Genomic DNA, 18,467 nt, shown 5'->3' on the forward strand with positions numbered 1-18,467 from the left:
GTCCCAACCCGCCCCGCCGTGACCGCAACGGCACCGCCTCGCGCCCACGCAGCGGCCAGTTCTCGGCCAGCCCGGTGCTGGGCCTGCGCCTGCCGATGTGGCGCTCCAAGCTGGTGGTGTTCCTGATGTTCGCCGCCTTCGGCGCGCTGGCCCTGCGCGCGGCCTGGATCCAGGGCCCCGGCAACCAGTTCTACGAGGCCGAGGGCAAGAAGCGCTTCCAGCGCACGCTGGAGCTGCCGGCCACGCGCGGCAAGATCCTGGACCGCAACGGCCTGGTGCTGGCCACCAGCCTGCCGGTCAAGGCCGTCTGGGCGGTGCCCGAGGACGTGCCCAACCAGGTCGAGGCCGCCAAGATCCGCCAGCTGGCGAAGTTGCTCGGCATGTCCGAGAAAGACCTGGGCAAGAAGCTGTCCGAGGACAAGGGCTTCGTCTACCTGAAGCGCCAGGTGCTGCCTGACGTCGCCGACAAGATCGCCGCGCTGAAGATCGAGGGCATCCACCAGACCCGCGAATACAAGCGCTTCTACCCGGAAGGCGAGGCGATGGCCCACATCGTCGGCTTCACCAACGTGGAAGACCGCGGCCAGGAAGGCGTGGAGCTGGCGCGCGAGCCAGGCCTGGCCGGCCGGGCCGGCGCGCGCCAGGTGATCAAGGACCGCCTGGGCCGCGTGGTCGAGGACGTCGGCGTGCTGAAGACCCCGCGCGACGGCGAGGACATCCAGCTGTCGATCGACGCCAAGATCCAGTACCTGGCCTACAACGAGCTCAAGGCCGTGGTCGAAAAGCACAAGGCCAAGGCCGCCAGCGCGGTGGTGCTCGACGCCCAGACCGGCGAAGTGCTGGCGCTGGCCAACTGGCCCACCTACAACCCCAACGACCGTACCCGGCTGTCCGGCGAGCAGCTGCGCAACCGTGTGCTGACCGACACCTTCGAGCCCGGCTCGATGATGAAGCCGATCACGGTCGGCCTGGCGCTGCAGCTCAAGCGCGTGACGCCGTCCACGGTGATCACCACCACCGGCAAGTACAACTTCGAAGGCGCCACCATCAGCGATACCCACAACTACGGGGCGCTGACGGTGAGCGGCGTGATCCAGAAGTCGAGCAACATCGGCACGACCAAGATCGCGATGATGATGAAGCCGCAGGAGATGTGGGACATGTACACCAGCATCGGCCTCGGCCAGGCGCCCAAGATCGGCTTCCCCGGCGCCGTGGCCGGCCGCGTGCGCCCGTTCAAGAGCTGGCGCCCGATCGAGCAGGCCACCATGTCATACGGCTACGGCCTGTCGGTGTCGCTGTTCCAGATGGCGCATGCCTACACCATCTTCGCGCATGACGGCGAGCTGATCCCGGTGTCGATGTTCCGCACCAGCGGCCCCGCCACCGGCGAGCGCATCCTGTCGCCCCAGGTGGCGCGCGACGTGCGCGCCATGATGGAGACCGTGACCGCTCCCGGCGGCACCGCCCCCGAGGCGCAGGTGATGGGCTACCGCGTCGGCGGCAAGACCGGTACCGCCTACAAGCATGAAGGCCGCGGCTACAACCGCAGCAAGTACCGCGCCTCGTTCATCGGCCTGGCGCCGATGTCGAATCCGCGCATCATCGTGGCCGTCAGCGTGGACGAACCCACCGCGGGCAGCCACTACGGCGGCCTGGTGGCCGGCCCGGCGTTCGCGGCCATCACCGGCGGCACGCTGCGCGCACTGAATGTGCAGCCCGACTCGCCGATCCGCCAGCTGGTGGTCAGCGACAAGGTGCAGGAGAGCGAACCGTGGAGCTCGACCCAATGACGGCCAAGCCACTGCTCCCGCTCGAGGTCACCGCCCAGGCCAGCAACGCGCTGGCCTGGCTGCGTACCAACGTGGCCGCCGCCGCGCAGTTGACCGGAGATACCCGGCGCCTGGCGCGTGGCGATGTGTTCTTCGCCTACGTGCTCGGCAACGCGCGCCTGGCCACCGATGGCCGGCCCTATATCGCCCAAGCGATCGCCGCCGGCGCGGGGGCCATCGTCTATGAGGCCGACGGCTTCGACTGGCCCTTCGGCGACGTCGTGCCGCATCTCGCGGTGAGCCGCCTGCACCAGCTGGCTGGCCCGATCGCCGCCGGCTGGCATGGCAACCCGGTGCGCGGCCTGGCCGTGACCGGCATCACCGGCACCAACGGCAAGACCTCGTGCAGCCAGTGGCTGGCACGGGTGCTGCAGGCCGCCGGCACGCCCTGCGCGACCATCGGCACGCTGGGCTCCGGCTTCCCGGGCGCGCTGCAGGCTACCGGCTTCACCACGCCCGACGCGGTGCAGCTGCAGGCCAGCCTGGCGTCCCTGCACGACGCCGGCGCGCGCGCAGTGGCGATGGAGGTGTCCTCGCACGGCCTGGAGCAGGAGCGCGTGGCCGGCACGCATTTCTCGGTGGCGGTGCTGACTAACCTGACCCAGGACCACCTCGACTACCACGGCTCGATGGCCGAGTACGAGGCCGCCAAGGTGAGCCTGTTCCGCTGGGACGGCCTGCGCGCAGCGGTGGTCAACCGCGACGACGCCATGGGCCAGCGCCTGCTGGCGGCGGACGCCGCCGCCATCGGCGCGCCGCACGTGATCGAATACGGCATCGACGGCCCCGGCGCGGCCACGGTGCGCCGCCCGCGCGGCGAGTGGCTGCGCGCCACCAAGGTGCGCGCCACGCCCACCGGCACCGCCTTCCATATCGACGGCAGCTTCGGCAGCGCCGAGATGGCCACGCCGATGATCGGCGCCTTCAACGTCAGCAACCTGCTGGCGGTGCTGGGTGCGGCGCTCGCCAACGGCGTGGCGTGGGACGCGGCCATCGCCGCGCTGCGCGCGCTGACGCCGGTCGAAGGGCGCATGGAGTTGTTCGGTGCCGCCGGCGGCCCGGATGCGCCGCTGGCCGTGGTCGACTACGCCCATACCCCGGACGCGCTGGCACAGACGCTGGCCGCGCTGCGCCCGGTGGCGCAGGCGCGCAACGGCCGCCTGTGGTGCGTGTTCGGCTGCGGTGGCGACCGCGACCCGATCAAGCGCCCGCTGATGGGCGCGGTGGCCGAGCGCGAGGCCGACGAGGTCATCCTGACCAGCGACAACCCGCGCAGCGAAGACCCACAGGACATCCTGGACGCCATTGCCGACGGCATGGCCGAGCGCGCGCGCGCGCGCCAGATCGAAGACCGCGCCGCCGCCATCCTCTATGCCGTCAGGCACGCGGCACCGGCCGACGTGGTGCTGGTGGCGGGCAAGGGCCATGAGGCCACCCAGGAGATCCAGGGGCGCAAGCGCCCGTTCTCCGATCGCGAACATGTACGACTGGCGCTTGCCACCCGTGGAGTATCGGCATGAGCCAGACCCCAATGACCACCTTGCAGCAAGCCGCCGGCTGGATCGCCGGCGCGCGCGTTTGCGGCGACGGCGCCGTGGAGTTTTCGCGCGTGCATAGCGACAGCCGCAGCGTCGAGCCCGGCGACCTGTTCATCGCCCTCAAGGGCGAGCGCTTCGACGCGCATGATTTCATCGCCGACGTGGTGGCGCGCGGCGCTGTCGCCGTGCTGGTCAGCCGCGAGGTCGATGCCGGCGTGCCGGCCATCGTCGCGCCGGACACGCGCCTTGCGCTGGGCGAGCTTGGCGCCGGCTGGCGCCGCCAGTTCACGCTGCCGGCGGTGGCGGTGACCGGCAGCAACGGCAAGACCACGGTCAAGGAAATGATCGCGGCCATCTTCGCCGCGGCGGTAGGCGAGGAGCAGCGCCTGGCCACCGGCGGCAATCTGAACAACGATATCGGCCTGCCGCTGACGGCGCTGCGCCTGCGCGCCACGCACAAGCTGGCGGTGCTGGAGCTCGGCATGAACCATCCGGGCGAGACGGTCTACCTGGCCGGCATCGCCCAGCCCACCGTGGCGGTGATCACCAACGCGCAGCGCGAGCACCAGGAGTTCATGGTCAGTGTGGAAGCCGTCGCCCACGAGCACGCTGCCGCGATTGCGGCGCTGCCTGCCAACGGCGTGGCGGTGTACCCGCTCGACGCGGAAAGCGGCGGCGCCTACGCGCCGGTGTGGCGCAATGCCGCGGGCGCGCGCCGCGCGCTGTCGTTCGGCACCTCGCAGCGCGCCGATGTGCACGCCACCGTGACGCTGGTCGACGGCGCACAGGTGATGCAGGTACGCGCGCCTGGCCATGCCTTCGACGTGCGCCTGGCGCTGCTGGGTGAGCACAACGTGCGCAACGCGCTGGCGGCCATCGCCTGCGCGCTGGCCGCGGGGGTGCACGTGCCGGCGATCCAGCGGGGCCTGGCCGGGTTCCAGGCGGTCAAGGGCCGGCTGCAGGTCAAGTACACGCCGGGTGGGACGGTAGTCATCGACGACACATACAACGCCAACCCCGACTCCATGCGCGCCGCCATCGACGTGCTGGCCGGCTTTGCCGCGCCGCGTGTGCTGGTGCTGGGCGACATGGGCGAAGTGGGCGACCAGGGCCCCGCATTCCACCAAGAGATCGGTGCCTACGCCAAGGCGCGCGGCATTGGCACGCTGTGGGCGACCGGTGAACTGGCCGTGCATGCGGTGCAGGCATTCGGCGCGGGTGGCCGGCATTTCGGCACCGCGGAAGCCCTGGCAAAGGCGCTGGAGGAAGACAGCAGGGGCATGGTGGCGCAAGTGGGCGCCGTGCTGGTGAAGGGATCGCGCTTCATGCGCATGGAACGGATGGTCGCGGCGCTGGTCGCAGACACTTCCGCACATTAAATAAGACAACACGATGTTATTGGCTCTGGCCCAGTGGCTGCAAAACGACTACAGCTTCCTCCGGGTCGTCAACTATCTGACTTTCCGCGCGGTGATGGCCAACCTCACCGCGCTTCTGATCGGGCTGGCGTTCGGTCCGTGGGTGATCCGCAAGCTGACCGAGCTGAAGGTCGGCCAGGCGGTGCGCACCATCGGCCCGCAGACCCACCTGGTCAAGGCCGGCACGCCGACCATGGGCGGCGTGCTGGTGCTGGTCTCGATCGCGGTGTCGACGCTGCTGTGGTGCGACTGGGGCAACCGTTTTATCTGGGTGGTGATGCTGGTCACCTTCGGCTACGGCGCGATCGGCTGGGTCGACGACTACCGCAAGGTGGTGTATCGCGACCCGCGCGGCATGTCGAGCCGCGAGAAATTTTTCTGGCAGACGCTGATCGGCCTTGTGGCCGCGGTCTACCTGGCGTTTTCGGTATCGGAAAGCAGCAACGTGCGGGTGTGGGAGCTGTTCCTGAACTGGGTCGAGGGCGGGCTGTCGCTGGACATGCCGTACAAGTCCAACCTGATCGTGCCCTTCTTCAAGGAGATCAGCTACCCGCTGGGCGTGGCCGGCTTCATCGTGCTGACCTACCTGGTGATCGTGGGCTCGAGCAACGCCGTCAACCTGACCGACGGCCTGGACGGCCTGGTGATCATGCCGGTGGTGCTGGTTGGCGGCGGGCTGGGCGTGTTTGCGTACGTGATGGGCAACTCGGTCTACAGCAAGTACCTGCTGTTCCCGCATATCCCGGGCGCGGGCGAACTGCTGATCTTCTGCTCGGCATTGGCCGGCGCGGGGCTGGCCTTCCTCTGGTTCAACGCGCACCCGGCGCAGGTTTTCATGGGCGACGTGGGCGCGCTGGCGCTGGGCGGCGCGCTCGGCACGGTGGCGGTGATCGTGCGCCAGGAGATCGTGCTGTTCGTAATGGGCGGTATCTTCGTGGTGGAAACACTGTCGGTGATGGCGCAGGTGACGTGGTTCAAGATCACCAAGCGCCGCTATGGCGAAGGCAGGCGGCTATTCCGGATGGCGCCGCTGCACCACCATTTCGAGCTGGGCGGCTGGAAGGAAACCCAGGTCACGGTGCGCTTCTGGATCATCACCATGCTGCTGGTGCTGATCGGGTTGTCGACGCTGAAGTTGCGTTAATGGTTGCGCGGGTCAGGGACTGACGGCGCTTTCTATATAGATACAGGAAAACAAAGGCAGGAAATCGAAGTGTTTGGCGAGCTGCAAAAACCTCATGTGCTGGTACTGGGCCTTGGTGAGTCGGGCCTGGCCATGGCGCGCTGGTGTGGCCTGAACGGCTGCGCGGTGCGCGTGGCAGACACGCGCGAGGCGCCCGCCAACCTTGTCTTCCTGCAGGCCGAGCTGACTTCGGCCGAATTCGTCGGCGGCCCGTTCGCCGACAGCCTGCTCGACGGCATCGGCCTGGTGGCGATCAGCCCGGGCCTGTCGCCGCTGGAAGCCGCCACTGGCGCGCTGCTGGCCGCGGCGCAGGCGCGCGGCATCCCGGTGTGGGGCGAGATCGAGCTGTTCGTGCGCGCGCTGCGCCACCTGGAAGCCGAGTCCGGCTACGTGCCGAAGATCCTGGCGATCACCGGCACCAACGGCAAGACCACCACCACCGCGCTGACCGGCCGGCTGGTGGAGCGCGCCGGCAAGAGCGTGGCAGTGGCGGGCAATATCAGCCCGTCGGCGCTGGACAAGCTGTCGGCCTGCATCGCCTCGGCATCGCTGCCGGAGGTGTGGGTGCTTGAGCTGTCCAGCTTCCAGCTGGAAACCACGCACACGCTGGCGCCCGCCGCGGCGACTGTGCTCAACGTCACCCAGGACCACCTGGACTGGCATGGCTCGATGGAAGCCTATGCCGCGTCCAAGGCGCGCATCTTCGGGCCGGCCGGCAGCGAATGCGTGCAGGTGCTCAACCGCAACGACCGCCTGACCATGGACATGGCACGGCCCGGGCGCACGCCGCTGACCTTCGGCACCGACCTGCCGGAAACGCCGGGCAGCTTCGGCATCCTGCGCGAGGGCGGCATGCCCTGGCTGGTGCTGGCCGAACCGGATCCGGAAGCGGAAGGGGAGGGCAAGCCGCGCCGCCGCAAGGCCGCCGAGGTGGTCCAGGAAGCCGTGCCGGTGCGCCACAAGCGCCTGATGCCGGCCGACGCGCTGCATATCCGCGGCATGCACAACGCCACCAATGCGATGGCCGCGCTGGCGCTGTGCCGCGCCATCGACCTGCCGATGAACGCACTGCTGCACGGCCTGCGCGAATACCGCGGCGAGCCGCACCGCGTGGAGTGGGTCGCGACCATCGACGATGTCGAGTATTTCGACGACAGCAAGGGCACCAACGTGGGCGCCACCGTGGCTGCGCTGTCTGGGCTGGACAAGCGCGTGGTGCTGATCGCCGGCGGCGAAGGCAAGGGCCAGGATTTCTCGCCGCTGGCCGCGCCGGTGGCGCAGTACGCGCGCGCGGTGGTGCTGATCGGCCGTGCCGCGGGTGAACTGCGCGATGCATTGCAGGGCAGCGGTGCCAGCCTGGTCGACGCCGGCACGCTGGAAGAGGCCGTGACCAAGGCTGCCCGACTGGCCGAGAACGGCGATGTGGTGCTGCTGTCGCCGGCGTGCGCCAGCCTCGACATGTTCCGCAACTACGTGCATCGCGCCGAGGTGTTCCGCGGCGCGGTGGAAGAACTGGCGCTGTCCCGGGGGATCCTGCCATGAGCGAAGCACAGGTCAAGCGCAGCGGCTTTATCGGCGCCACCATCGGCAATGCCTGGGGTGGCCTGCGCGACGCCGTGTCGGGCGTCAAGCCGACCCGCTCGCGCATGATGGAGTACGACCAGCCCATGCTGTGGGTGTCGATCGTGCTGCTCGCGCTCGGCCTGGTGATGGTCTATTCGGCCTCGATCGCGCTGCCGGACTCGCCGCGCTACGCCAACTACCGCGAGAGCCACTTCCTGATGCGCCATGCGTTCGCGCTTGGGATCGGGCTGTCGGTCGGGCTGGCGTCGTTCCAGGTCCCGGTCAAGGTGTGGGACCGCTATGCGCCCAAGCTCTTTATCTTCGCGCTGATCCTGCTGGTGATCGTGCTGGTGCCGTTCGTCGGCAAGGGCGTGAACGGCGCGCGGCGCTGGATTCCGCTGGGGGTGATGAACTTCCAGCCGTCCGAGCTGATGAAGCTGGCGGTGGTGCTGTACGCGGCCAACTACACCGTGCGCAAGCAGGAGTGGATGCAGACCGTGTCCAAGGGCTTTTTGCCGATGGGCGTGGCGGTGGTGGTGGTGGGCATGCTGCTGCTGCTCGAGCCCGACATGGGCGCGTTCCTGGTGATCGCCGCGGTGGCGATGGGCATCCTGTTCCTGGGCGGCATCAACGGCAAGCTGTTCGCCGGGCTGGTGGGCGTGGCAATAGGCGCGTTCGCGCTGCTGATCACGGCTTCGCCCTGGCGGCGCGAGCGGATCTTCGCCTACCTGAACCCGTGGGAAGAGAGCAACGCACTGGGCAAGGCCTACCAGCTCACGCACTCGCTGATCGCCTTCGGCCGCGGCGAATGGACCGGGGTGGGGCTGGGCGGCAGCATCGAGAAGCTGCACTACCTGCCCGAGGCCCATACCGACTTCATCCTCGCGGTGATCGGCGAGGAATTTGGCTTTGTCGGCGTGCTGGTGGTGATCGTGCTGTTCTACTGGCTGGTGCGGCGCGCCTTCAATATCGGCCGCACCGCGCTGCAGCTGGACCGCACCTTTGCCGGCCTGGTGGCCAAAGGCATCGGCGTGTGGATCGGCTGGCAGACCTTTATCAATATGGGCGTGAACCTGGGCCTGCTGCCGACCAAGGGGCTGACGCTGCCGCTGGTGAGCTATGGCGGCTCGGGGATCTTGATGAACTGCGTGGCGCTGGCGATCCTGCTGCGCATTGATTATGAAAATCGAGTATTGATGCGCGGAGGGAAGGTATGACCGGACCGCGCACCTTGCTCGTGATGGCCGGCGGCACCGGGGGACATGTGTTCCCGGGGCTGGCGGTCGCGCAGGCGCTGCGTGAGCAGGGCTGGAAAGTGGTCTGGCTGGGCAACCGCACCGGCATGGAGGCCACGCTGGTGCCCAAGCACGACATCCCGATGGAGTTCATCCAGTTCGGCGGGCTGCGCGGCAAGGGCCTGGTGACCAAGTTCCTGCTGCCGCTGAACCTGCTGCGCGCGTTCTGGCAGAGCATAGCCGCGCTGCGCCGGGTGCGCCCGAGCGTGGTGCTGGGCATGGGCGGCTATATCACCTTCCCGGCCGGCATGATGGCGTCGCTGCTGGGGCGCCCGCTGGTGCTGCACGAGCAGAACTCGATCGCCGGACTGGCCAACAAGGTGCTGGCCAAGGTGGCCGACCGCGTGCTGTGCGCGTTCCCGGACACGCTGCCCGGCGGCGAATGGACCGGCAACCCGGTGCGCGAGGAACTGGCGCACCTGGATGCGCCCGAAGCGCGCTATGACCAGCGCAGCGGCCCGCTGCGCATCCTGGTGGTGGGCGGCAGCCTGGGCGCCGCGGCACTGAACGAGGTGGTGCCCAAGGCCATCGCGCGGCTGCCCGAGGGCGAGCGCCCGGTGGTCACGCATCAGGCGGGCGCGAAGCAGATCGACACGCTGCGCACCAACTACGCGGCCGCGCAGGTGCCCGCGCAGACCCTGCCGTTTATCGACGACATGGCGCGCGCTTACGCCGATGCGGACCTGGTGATCTGCCGCGCCGGCGCGATGACGGTGTCGGAAGTGGCTGCCGCAGGCGTGGCGGCGATGTTCGTGCCGTTCCCGCATGCGGTGGACGACCACCAGACCACCAACGCGGAATTTTTGTCGAAGCAGGGAGCGGCCCTGCTGGTGCAGCAGAAAGACCTGACGGCCGAGGGGCTGGCGCAAACCATCGCCAGCCTGACCCGGCCGCAGCTGAAAGACATGGCGCGCCTGGCGCGCGGACTGGCCAAACCTGAGGCAACCCGGCGCGTCGCCGAGATCTGCAGTCAGCTGGCCAGGGACTGAAGCCTATATAAGCAGCAATCGAATGAAGCATATCGTCAAGAACATCCACTTCGTGGGCATCGGCGGCGCCGGCATGAGCGGCATCGCCGAGGTTCTGCTGAACCTGGGATACAAGGTCTCGGGCTCGGACGTGGGCAACAATGCCGCCACGCGGCGCCTGGCTTCGCTGGGCGCCACGGTCATGCACGGGCATGACGCGGCCAACGTGACCGGCGCCAACGCGGTGGTGGTTTCGACCGCCGTCAGCGGCGACAACCCCGAAGTGCTGGCCGCCCGCAGCAAGCGCATCCCGGTGGTGCCGCGCGCGGTGATGCTGGCCGAACTGATGCGCCTGAAGCAGGGCGTGGCCATTGCCGGCACGCACGGCAAGACCACCACCACCAGCCTGGTGGCCTCGGTGCTGGCCGAAGGCGGGCTGGACCCGACCTTCGTCATCGGCGGCCGCCTGAATTCGGCCGGCGCCAACGCGCGCCTGGGCACCGGCGACTTCATCGTGGCCGAGGCCGACGAGTCGGACGCATCGTTCCTGAACCTGTTCCCGGTGATCGAGGTCATTACCAATATCGATGCCGATCACATGGACACCTACGGGCATGACTTTGCCCGGCTCAAGCAGGCGTTCATCGAATTCACCCAGCGGCTGCCGTTCTACGGCATCGCGGTGCTGTGCGTGGATGACCCCAACGTGCGCGAGATCCTGCCGTTCGTGTCCAAGCCGGTGGTGCGCTACGGCTTTGCCGAGGATGCCCAGATCCGCGCCGTGGACGCGCGCGCGGTCGACGGCCAGATGCACTTCACCGTGCTGCGCCAGCTCGACGGCCATGCCGAGCCGCCGCTGGAGATCGTGCTGAACCTGCCCGGCCTGCACAACGTGCAGAACGCGCTGGCGGCGATCGCCATCGCCACCGAGCTGGAGGTGCCCGATGCCGCCATCGTCAAGGCACTGCGCGAGTTCCACGGTGTGGGCCGCCGCTTCCAGCGCTACGGCGAGGTGGCCACGCCCGATGGCGCCGGCACCTTCACCCTGGTGGACGACTACGGCCACCACCCGGTGGAGATGGCGGCCACGCTGGCCGCCGCGCGCGGCGCGTTCCCGGGGCGCCGCCTGGTGCTGGCGTTCCAGCCGCACCGCTTTACCCGTACGCGGGATTGCTTTGAGGACTTCGTCAAAGTGCTGGGCACCGTCGATGCCCTGCTGCTGGCCGAGGTCTACGCCGCCGGCGAAGCCCCGATCGTGGCCGCCGACGGCCGTGCGCTGACCCGCGCGCTGCGCGTGGCCGGCAAGGTCGAACCTGTTTTCGTGGAGCAGATGGAAGAAATGCCGCAGGCCATCCTGGATGCCGTCCGGCCGGGCGATGTGGTCGTGACGATGGGCGCGGGCTCGATCGGGGCCGTGCCGGGGCAGCTGGTGTCGCACCAGCAATCGACGCAATCAACGCAGGGAGGCCAGGCATGAGCTTCGTCGCCCATCCCAATATCGATCCCAAGTCGCTGGGCAAGGTCGGCGTGCTGCTGGGTGGACGCTCGGCCGAACGCGAGATCTCGCTGATGTCGGGCAACGGCGTGCTGGCCGCGCTGCAGTCGCGCGGCGTGGACGCGCACGGCTTCGACCCGGGCCTGCAGAGCGTGGCCGAGCTGGCCGCTGCCGGCTTTGACCGCGTCTTTATCGCGCTGCATGGCCGCTATGGCGAGGATGGCACGATCCAGGGCCTGCTCGAGCAGCTGGGCGTGCCGTACACCGGCAGCGGCGTGCTGGCATCAGCCATGGCCATGGACAAGCAGGCCACCAAGCGCTTGTGGATGACCTATGACCTGGCCACGCCGCGCTTTGCCATGCTGCATGCGGACACTGATTTTGATGCCGTGGCGGCCGACCTGGGCCTGCCGCTGATCGTCAAGCCGGCGCGCGAGGGTTCGTCGATCGGCCTGACCAAGGTCACTGCCGCCGACCAGATGCGCGCGGCCTTCGACAAGGCCGCGGCGCTGGACAACGACGTCATTGCCGAGACCTTTATCGACGGCGCCGAGCTGACCTGCCCGATCGTGGGCGAGGGCGACAGCGCCGAAGCGCTGCCGGTGATCCGCATCGTCGCGCCCGAAGCCAACTACGACTATCAAAATAAGTACTTTACTGACGATACCCAATACTTGTGCCCGTCGGGCCTGGACCCAGAAGTCGAACGCGAGGTCCGGGCACTGGCGGTGCAGTCCTACCGCGTGCTGGGCTGCCGCGGCTGGGCGCGCGCCGACCTGATGCTGCGCGCCGACGGCAAGCCTTTCCTGCTCGAGATGAATACCTCGCCCGGCATGACCGGCCATTCGCTGGTGCCGATGGCGGCGCGCGCGGTTGGCATCAGCTACGAGGACTTCGTGATGCAGGTGGTGGCCGCGGCCACGCTGGACCTGCATCCCAACGAGCATTGGAAACCCGAATAACGCAACCGAACAGGACCGTACCGGACCATGTGGCATAACGCACGCCTGCTCAACCTGATCGCCTCCGCGCTGTACGCGCTGGTGGTGCTGATGGCGCTCGCGGCAGGCCTGCTGTGGCTGGCGCAGCGGCCGGTGTTCGCCATCACCCATGTGGAGATCGGCCCGCTGGACGGCGGCGCCCTGCGCCACGTGAACGCGCCCAGCGTGCGTGCCAGCGCGCTGGGCAAGCTGACCGGCAATTTCTTCACGCTGGACCTGAACGCGGCCCGGCAGGCGTTCGAGTCGGTGCCCTGGGTCCGGCGCGCCAGCGTGCGGCGCGAGTGGCCCAACGGCCTGGCGGTCGAGGTCGAGGAACACGAGGCGCTGGGCACCTGGGGCACGCCCGACAGCGGGCGCCTGATCAATACCTATGGCGAGGTTTTTGTCGCCAACACCGCCGAGGCGGAAGAAGACGCACAGCTGCTGGCGCTGGACGGGCCGCCGGACAGCGAGGGCGATGTGATCGAGAAGCTCGAGGTCATGCGCCAGTGGTTCAAGCCGCTCAAGGCCGAGCCGCTGGCGGTGGCCCTGTCTGGCCGCTATGCCTGGCGCGCGAAGCTGTCCAACGGCATGGAGGTCGAACTGGGCCGCGAGCAGAACGATGAGGATCGCGTGGCGATGGACCAGCGGGTCCGGCGCTTCGTCGCGGCCTGGCCGCAGGTCACCCAGCAATGGGGCAGCCAGATCGAGTATGCCGACTTGCGCTATCCCAACGGCTTTGCCATCCGCGCTGCCAATGCCCGCTTCCTGACCGAGGCGCAGATCGCAGCGGCGGTCAGGGCGGAGAAGGCGGAGAAGGCGGCGAAAGCAGCGAAGGCGGCCAAGCCGGCGCCGGCGGCAGCAGCGGTTTCAGGTACTTCCAACAACAATCCGACGCGACTGAAGAGCAAGAACGCGGAGAAAACCCGATGAGCAAGGAATACAAGGACCTGTTGGTCGGTCTGGATATCGGCACCTCGAAGGTGGCGGCGGTGGTCGCAGAACTGCGCCCCGACGGCAGCTACGAGGTGATCGGGATGGGCCAGTCAGAGTCCAAGGGTCTGAAGAAAGGGGTCGTGGTCAATATCGAGGCCACCGTGCAGTCGATCCAGAAGGCGCTGGAAGAGGCCGAGCTGATGGCCGACTGCAAGATTTCGGAGGTCTTCACCGGCATTGCCGGCAGCCACATCCGCAGCTTCAACTCCAGCGGCATGGTGGCGATCAAGGACAAGGAGGTCACGCAGACCGATGTGGCGCGCGTGATCGAGACCGCCAAGGCGGTCAATATCCCGACCGACCAGCAGATCCTGCACATCCTGACGCAGGAATTCATCATCGACGGCCAGGAGGACGTGCGCGAGCCCATCGGCATGAGCGGCATCCGCCTGGAAGTGAAGGTGCATATCGTCACCGGCGCGGTCAGCGCCGCGCAGAACATCGTCAAGTGCGTGCGCCGCTGCGGCCTGGAAGTGCACGACCTGATCCTGCAGCCGCTGGCCTCCAGCCTGGCGGTGCTGACCGAGGACGAGAAGGAACTGGGCGTGGTGCTGGTCGACATTGGCGGCGGCACCACCGACATCGCCATCTTCAGCGAAGGCGCGATCCGCCATACGGCCGTGATCCCCATCGCCGGCGACCAGATCACCAACGACATCGCCATGGCGTTGCGCACGCCGACGCCCGATGCCGAGGACATCAAGATCCAGTACGGCATCGCCAAGCAGGCGATCGCCGACCCGGACGACATGATCGAGGTGCCCGGCGTGGGCGACCGCGGCACGCGCACGCTCAGCCGCCAGGCACTGGCCGCGGTGATCGAGCCGCGCATCGAAGAGCTGTACTCGCTGGTGCACCAGGTGGTGCGCGAGTCGGGCTATGAAGAACTGTTGTCGTCCGGCGTGGTCATCACCGGTGGTACCGCGATGATGCCGGGCATGGTCGAGCTGGGCGAGGACATCTTCCTCAAGCCTGTGCGCGTGGGCGTACCGGAGTATCGCGGCAACCTGCACGAGGTGGTGAAGAGCCCGCGCTACGCGACTGTGATGGGCCTGCTGCTGGAAGGCCGCGTGCAACGCATGCGCGGGCGCAAGGTGGCCGTGCAGAGCGGCTCGGTCAAGCAGGTGTGGACCCGCATGAAGGAATGGTTTGTCGGCAATTTCTGATCAATGCGGAAATTGACGCGCTGACGATGCAACGGCGCACGGGCAGGGCGGTCTACCGGACAGGCCTGCGTGCCATGGAAGTTTTCTGGTTTTCTTTTTATTGGTTTCTTGTTCAGAAACCAGGGGTTGCGGCGGGGAGGCTGCATCGTCTGGGGACTGATTCTTCTCGGAGGCAGTGATGGACTTTGACATGATCGAAACGGAAGTGATGGACGGCACCATCATCAAGGTGGTCGGCGTGGGCGGCGCGGGCGGCAATGCCGTGCAGCACATGATCAGCCGCGGCGTCCAAGGCGTCGAATTCATCTGCATGAATACCGACGCCCAGGCGCTCAAGCGTTCCACCGCTTCGCGCGTGCTTCAACTCGGCAATACGGGCCTGGGCGCCGGTGCCAAGCCGGAAGTCGGTCGCGGTTGCGCCGATCAGGCCCGCGAGCAGATTGCCGACGCGCTGCGCGGTGCGCACATGGTCTTCATCACTGCCGGCATGGGCGGCGGCACCGGCACGGGCGCCGCGCCGATCGTCGCGCAAGTGGCCAAGGAGATGGGCATCCTGACCGTGGGCGTGGTCAGCAAGCCGTTCGACTTCGAAGGCGCGCGCCGCGCCAAGGTGGCCGAACACGGTTCCAGCGAGCTGGAATCGAGCGTCGACTCGCTGATCGTGGTGCTCAACGAGAAGCTGTTCGAAGTGATGGGCGACGACGCCGAGATGGACAAGTGCTTCCAGTGCGCCGACGACGTGCTGCACAACGCGGTGGCCGGCATTGCCGAGATCATCAACGTTGACGGCCTGGTGAACGTCGACTTCGAAGACGTGAAGACGGTGATGGGCGAGCAGGGCAAGGCCATGATGGGGACGGCCACCGTGTCGGGCGTGGACCGCGCCCGCCTGGCGGCCGAGCAGGCCGTTGCCAGCCCGCTGCTGGAAGGCGTTGACCTGTCCGGCGCGCGCGGCGTGCTGGTCAACATCACCGCCAGCCGTTCGCTGAAGCTGTCGGAAACCAAGGAAGTCATGAACACCATCCGCAGCTACGCCGCGGAAGATGCGACCGTGATCTTCGGTACGGTGTACGACGACTCGATGAGCGATGCGCTGCGCGTGACGGTGGTGGCCACGGGCCTGGGCCGCTCGGCCAAGAAGCAACAGCCGATGACCCTGCTCAAGACCGGCACGGACAACATGCCGGTGCAGATGATGGCCAACATGACCGCCGCCGCGGCCACGCACAGCTCGCCGGACTACAGCAACCTGGATACGCCGGCAGTGTGGCGCAGCTCGCGTGAGTCGGCGTCGGCCCACGTGGCGGCGCTGCAGGAAAAGGGTGTGGATACGTACGACATCCCGGCCTTCCTGCGCAAGCAGGCAGACTGAGCCCTGCCTGGCGCGGCATCGGTGCCTCCACCGGCCGCCTGACGGAACGCGTCGCCTTGTCGCGATGCACGTGCGCTCCCCATCCGCGCGTGCCTTGCATGGATTGACGTGAACCGCCGGGCTGCTGGCGGCGCCGCGCCTGCGCCGGACTGGGCTTCACCCGCATCCCGTTGCCGGGACGGGCGTGCCGCTGGCCGCCTCCCCGGACTGGTTTCCCGCCTTCCCGGTCGGGATGTATCAGCGTCCGCGCGGCGCACCCAAGAGGTGCGCCGCGCGGACGTCTTTGTAGCAAGGTGTATCGGATCCGCGCCGGATGTCACCGGATGTGACCCGGCTTTGGCAATGCGGGCAAGGCGCCTATGATCTTGAGATTGCCCGTCTGCCTGAGTGCGGGCGTCTGCGCCCCGGCATCCGGACTATTCTTCAGAAAACCCAGGAGGACCACGACCCATGATCACTGTCGGTTCCCGCGTCCCCGACGCCACGCTGCAGGAATTCTTCGAAACCGAAGGCAACGGCTGTGCGCTCGGCCCCAATGCCTTCAAGGTGGCGGACCTGGTCCGCGGCCGCAAGATCGTGGTGTTCGGCCTGCCCGGCGCTTTCACGCCGACCTGCTCGGCCAAGCATGTGCCGGGCTTTGTGCAGCACGCCGCGGCGCTGCGCGAGGCCGGCATCGACGAGGTCTGGTGCGTGTCGGTCAACGACGCCTTCGTGATGGGCGCCTGGGGCCGTGAGCAGCAGACTGGCGGCACGGTGCGCATGATGGCCGACGGCAGCGCCGAGTGGACCCGCGCGTTGGGCCTGGACCAGGACCTGGGCGCGCGCGGCATGGGCGTGCGCTCCAAGCGCTACGCGATGGTGATCGACGACGGCGTCGTCACCCGGCTCGACGTCGAGGCACCGGGCGAATTCCGCGTCAGCAGCGCCGAGGCAGTGCTGGCGGCGTTGCGTGGCTGACACAGTCATCCGGGTAGACGTGGCTAATACGCAACTTGTTAAGGCGGTGTTAACAGCCGGAAACAAAACCCGGCTGCAGCGCCCCTGAGGTGGTGGTAAAATCCCTTAATCAGAAAAGCCGCCCGATAGATTTTTATAATAGTTGAGGCTGTCATGCTCAAGCAGCGCACCATCAAATCCCTGGTAAAGACCGTTGGCATCGGCCTGCACTCGGGACGCAAGGTCACGTTGACCCTGCGTCCCGCGCCGGCGGACACCGGCATCGTCTTTACCCGCGTCGACCTGCCCGAGGCCGTCGAGATTCCCGTGGCCGCGTCGGCCATCGGCGACACGCGCCTGGCATCGGTGCTGCAGAAGGATGGCGCGCGCGTTTCGACCGTCGAGCACCTGATGTCGGCCTGTGCGGGCCTGGGCATTGACAACCTCTATGTCGATGTCGACGCCGAGGAAATCCCGATCATGGACGGCAGCGCCGCGTCCTTCGTGTTCCTGCTGCAGTCGGCCGGCATTGAAGAGCAGAACGCGCTGAAGACCTTTATCCGCGTCAAGAAAGCGGTGGAAGTGCGCGAGGGCGACAAGCTGGCGCGGCTGGAGCCGTTCTTCGGCTTCAAGCTGTCGTTCACCATCGACTTCCGCCACCCGGCGGTCGACAAGACCGGTCAGACCTTCTCGATCGACTTTGCCGACACCAGCTACGTGCGCGAGATTGCCCGCGCCCGCACCTTCGGCTTTGCGCACGAGGTGGAAGCCCTGCGCGAGATGGGCCTGGCGCGCGGCGGCAGCCTGGACAACGCGATCGTGCTGGACGAGCACCGCATGCTCAACAATGAAGAGCTGCGCTACGGCGACGAGTTCGTGCGCCACAAGATCCTGGATGCGATCGGCGACCTGTATGTGGTGGGCCATCCGCTGATCGGCGCCTATGTGGCGAACAAGTCGGGCCACGGCCTGAACAACCAGCTGCTGCGCGCGCTGCTGGCCGACCAGGAAGCGTACGAGCTGGTCACCTTCGACCGCGTCGAGGAAGCCCCGGCCGCGTTCCTGCCGCAGGCGCAGCCGGCGTTTGCCTGATCCTGGCGAACTGGCGCCAAAAAAGCCGACCCGAGGGTCGGCTTTTTTGTGTTCGGCACCGGGCTAGCGGTGATGGGCGAGCAGCGTATTGAGCGCGTCGCGCAGCGGCGAATCCGGCAGGCTGCGCGCCAGCTGGTCGAGGTTGGCGAGTCCCGTGGGCGTCATGCGGCCGCCGGTGCGCTGGCGTTGCACGGGCTCCACTTCCCAGTCCGCGTGGCGCGACACCTCCGGCTGCACCCGCACCCGGATCGCGGTGATGTGCGAGCCGCGCTGCTGCAGCCGTGCCAGCAGCGTCGGCACCACCTGGCGCACGCGGGCAGCGGCGGCGCCGTGCGCGGCCAGCAACAGCAGCACCTGGGCGTTCGGGTCGGTGGCGTCACGCTTGACGCCGGCCACGGCCAGGCCGTCGCGCATGCCGGCGGGCAGCAGTGCCAGCACCTCGGCCTCAAGCACCGACAGCTGGCGCGCGGTCTGCATCAGCGTCGAAACCGGGCCGGCCTTGGCCAGCCAGTCGTTGAGCGGCTTGGCGGCGGGGGTCTGCAGGGCGTGATGGGTGAAGCGGCGCATGCATGCATTCTAGCAAGGGGCGCGGGGGCCGCCTTGCCCGACTGCGGATTGAAGCTGCGGCGGCCG

General features: G+C 67.9%; 15 protein-coding genes. 14 read left to right on the forward strand and 1 reads right to left on the reverse strand.

Translation table 11 applies throughout. The features are described 5' to 3' along the window. The 14 genes from AC3WON_RS26150 to lpxC all read left to right on the forward strand — a co-directional run. Positions 1-1,793 (forward strand): peptidoglycan D,D-transpeptidase FtsI family protein (locus AC3WON_RS26150; RefSeq protein WP_492353045.1); only part of this gene is annotated, 1,793 nt, incomplete at its 5' end. After that, on the forward strand, positions 1,790-3,352 hold the full coding sequence (locus tag AC3WON_RS26155) for a UDP-N-acetylmuramoyl-L-alanyl-D-glutamate--2,6-diaminopimelate ligase (RefSeq protein ID WP_492353053.1): 1,563 nt from the start codon (positions 1,790-1,792) through the stop codon (positions 3,350-3,352). The genes AC3WON_RS26150 and AC3WON_RS26155, both read left to right, overlap by 4 nt. After that, a complete protein-coding gene (locus tag AC3WON_RS26160) occupies positions 3,349-4,749 on the forward strand; it encodes a UDP-N-acetylmuramoyl-tripeptide--D-alanyl-D-alanine ligase (RefSeq protein WP_492321580.1) in 1,401 nt (466 codons plus the stop codon). The genes AC3WON_RS26155 and AC3WON_RS26160 overlap by 4 nt, the downstream gene beginning before the upstream one ends. 13 nt (positions 4,750-4,762) lie before the next feature. Further along, entirely contained in the window at positions 4,763-5,932 is a 1,170-nt protein-coding gene (mraY, locus tag AC3WON_RS26165; RefSeq protein ID WP_010814772.1) for a phospho-N-acetylmuramoyl-pentapeptide-transferase, read from the forward strand. 69 nt (positions 5,933-6,001) lie between these two features. Beyond that, entirely contained in the window at positions 6,002-7,513 is a 1,512-nt protein-coding gene (gene murD / locus AC3WON_RS26170; protein WP_492353046.1) for a UDP-N-acetylmuramoyl-L-alanine--D-glutamate ligase, read from the forward strand. Beyond that, positions 7,510-8,751, forward strand: coding sequence for a putative lipid II flippase FtsW (ftsW, locus tag AC3WON_RS26175; protein WP_010814770.1), 1,242 nt, complete (start codon positions 7,510-7,512; stop codon positions 8,749-8,751). The genes murD and ftsW overlap by 4 nt, the downstream gene beginning before the upstream one ends. Further along, positions 8,748-9,818, forward strand: a complete 1,071-nt coding sequence (murG, locus tag AC3WON_RS26180; protein WP_492321578.1) for an undecaprenyldiphospho-muramoylpentapeptide beta-N-acetylglucosaminyltransferase — start codon at positions 8,748-8,750, stop codon at positions 9,816-9,818. Before ftsW ends, murG begins: the two co-directional genes overlap by 4 nt. A gap of 22 nt (positions 9,819-9,840) precedes the next feature. Then, a complete protein-coding gene (gene murC / locus AC3WON_RS26185) occupies positions 9,841-11,274 on the forward strand; it encodes a UDP-N-acetylmuramate--L-alanine ligase (RefSeq protein WP_492353047.1) in 1,434 nt (477 codons plus the stop codon). Continuing rightward, positions 11,271-12,254 (forward strand): D-alanine--D-alanine ligase, encoded by a 984-nt coding sequence (locus AC3WON_RS26190; protein ID WP_492321576.1) that lies wholly within the window; start codon positions 11,271-11,273, stop codon positions 12,252-12,254. The genes murC and AC3WON_RS26190 overlap by 4 nt, the downstream gene beginning before the upstream one ends. Before the next feature lie 27 nt (positions 12,255-12,281). After that, positions 12,282-13,205, forward strand: coding sequence for a cell division protein FtsQ/DivIB (locus AC3WON_RS26195; protein ID WP_492321575.1), 924 nt, complete (start codon positions 12,282-12,284; stop codon positions 13,203-13,205). Then, entirely contained in the window at positions 13,202-14,434 is a 1,233-nt protein-coding gene (ftsA, locus tag AC3WON_RS26200) for a cell division protein FtsA (RefSeq protein ID WP_010814765.1), read from the forward strand. The genes AC3WON_RS26195 and ftsA overlap by 4 nt, the downstream gene beginning before the upstream one ends. A 178-nt stretch (positions 14,435-14,612) precedes the next feature. Continuing rightward, a complete protein-coding gene (ftsZ, locus tag AC3WON_RS26205) occupies positions 14,613-15,806 on the forward strand; it encodes a cell division protein FtsZ (RefSeq protein ID WP_316151592.1) in 1,194 nt (397 codons plus the stop codon). Between the two features lie 450 nt (positions 15,807-16,256). After that, the gene (locus tag AC3WON_RS26210; protein WP_492321574.1) at positions 16,257-16,763 is read left to right on the forward strand and encodes a peroxiredoxin; all 507 of its coding nucleotides are present in this window, start codon (positions 16,257-16,259) and stop codon (positions 16,761-16,763) included. A 153-nt stretch (positions 16,764-16,916) separates the two neighbouring features. Then, a complete protein-coding gene (gene lpxC, locus AC3WON_RS26215) occupies positions 16,917-17,834 on the forward strand; it encodes a UDP-3-O-acyl-N-acetylglucosamine deacetylase (protein ID WP_340529039.1) in 918 nt (305 codons plus the stop codon). A gap of 63 nt (positions 17,835-17,897) precedes the next feature. Here the strand turns inward: lpxC and AC3WON_RS26220 are convergent, their stop codons facing one another. Continuing rightward, the gene (locus AC3WON_RS26220; RefSeq protein ID WP_010814761.1) at positions 17,898-18,401 is read right to left on the reverse strand and encodes a hypothetical protein; all 504 of its coding nucleotides are present in this window, start codon (positions 18,399-18,401) and stop codon (positions 17,898-17,900) included. Positions 18,402-18,467 lie beyond the last annotated feature (66 nt).

It is taken from the genome of Cupriavidus sp. FW305-46, from assembly GCF_058787075.1.

Excerpts from the sequence above, each read along its gene's own strand:
- AC3WON_RS26160 (WP_492321580.1), top strand. The coding sequence starts at position 3,349 with ATGAGCCAGACCCCAATGACCACCTTGCAGCAAGCCGCCGGCTGGATC.
- ftsZ (WP_316151592.1), top strand. The coding sequence starts at position 14,613 with ATGGACTTTGACATGATCGAAACGGAAGTGATGGACGGCACCATCATC.
- lpxC (WP_340529039.1), top strand. The coding sequence starts at position 16,917 with ATGCTCAAGCAGCGCACCATCAAATCCCTGGTAAAGACCGTTGGCATC.
- ftsA (WP_010814765.1), top strand. The coding sequence starts at position 13,202 with ATGAGCAAGGAATACAAGGACCTGTTGGTCGGTCTGGATATCGGCACC.
- ftsW (WP_010814770.1), top strand. The coding sequence starts at position 7,510 with ATGAGCGAAGCACAGGTCAAGCGCAGCGGCTTTATCGGCGCCACCATC.
- AC3WON_RS26190 (WP_492321576.1), top strand. The coding sequence starts at position 11,271 with ATGAGCTTCGTCGCCCATCCCAATATCGATCCCAAGTCGCTGGGCAAG.
- murG (WP_492321578.1), top strand. The coding sequence starts at position 8,748 with ATGACCGGACCGCGCACCTTGCTCGTGATGGCCGGCGGCACCGGGGGA.
- AC3WON_RS26210 (WP_492321574.1), top strand. The coding sequence starts at position 16,257 with ATGATCACTGTCGGTTCCCGCGTCCCCGACGCCACGCTGCAGGAATTC.
- AC3WON_RS26195 (WP_492321575.1), top strand. The coding sequence starts at position 12,282 with ATGTGGCATAACGCACGCCTGCTCAACCTGATCGCCTCCGCGCTGTAC.
- mraY (WP_010814772.1), top strand. The coding sequence starts at position 4,763 with ATGTTATTGGCTCTGGCCCAGTGGCTGCAAAACGACTACAGCTTCCTC.
- AC3WON_RS26220 (WP_010814761.1), bottom strand. The coding sequence starts at position 18,401 with ATGCGCCGCTTCACCCATCACGCCCTGCAGACCCCCGCCGCCAAGCCG.
- AC3WON_RS26155 (WP_492353053.1), top strand. The coding sequence starts at position 1,790 with ATGACGGCCAAGCCACTGCTCCCGCTCGAGGTCACCGCCCAGGCCAGC.
- murC (WP_492353047.1), top strand. The coding sequence starts at position 9,841 with ATGAAGCATATCGTCAAGAACATCCACTTCGTGGGCATCGGCGGCGCC.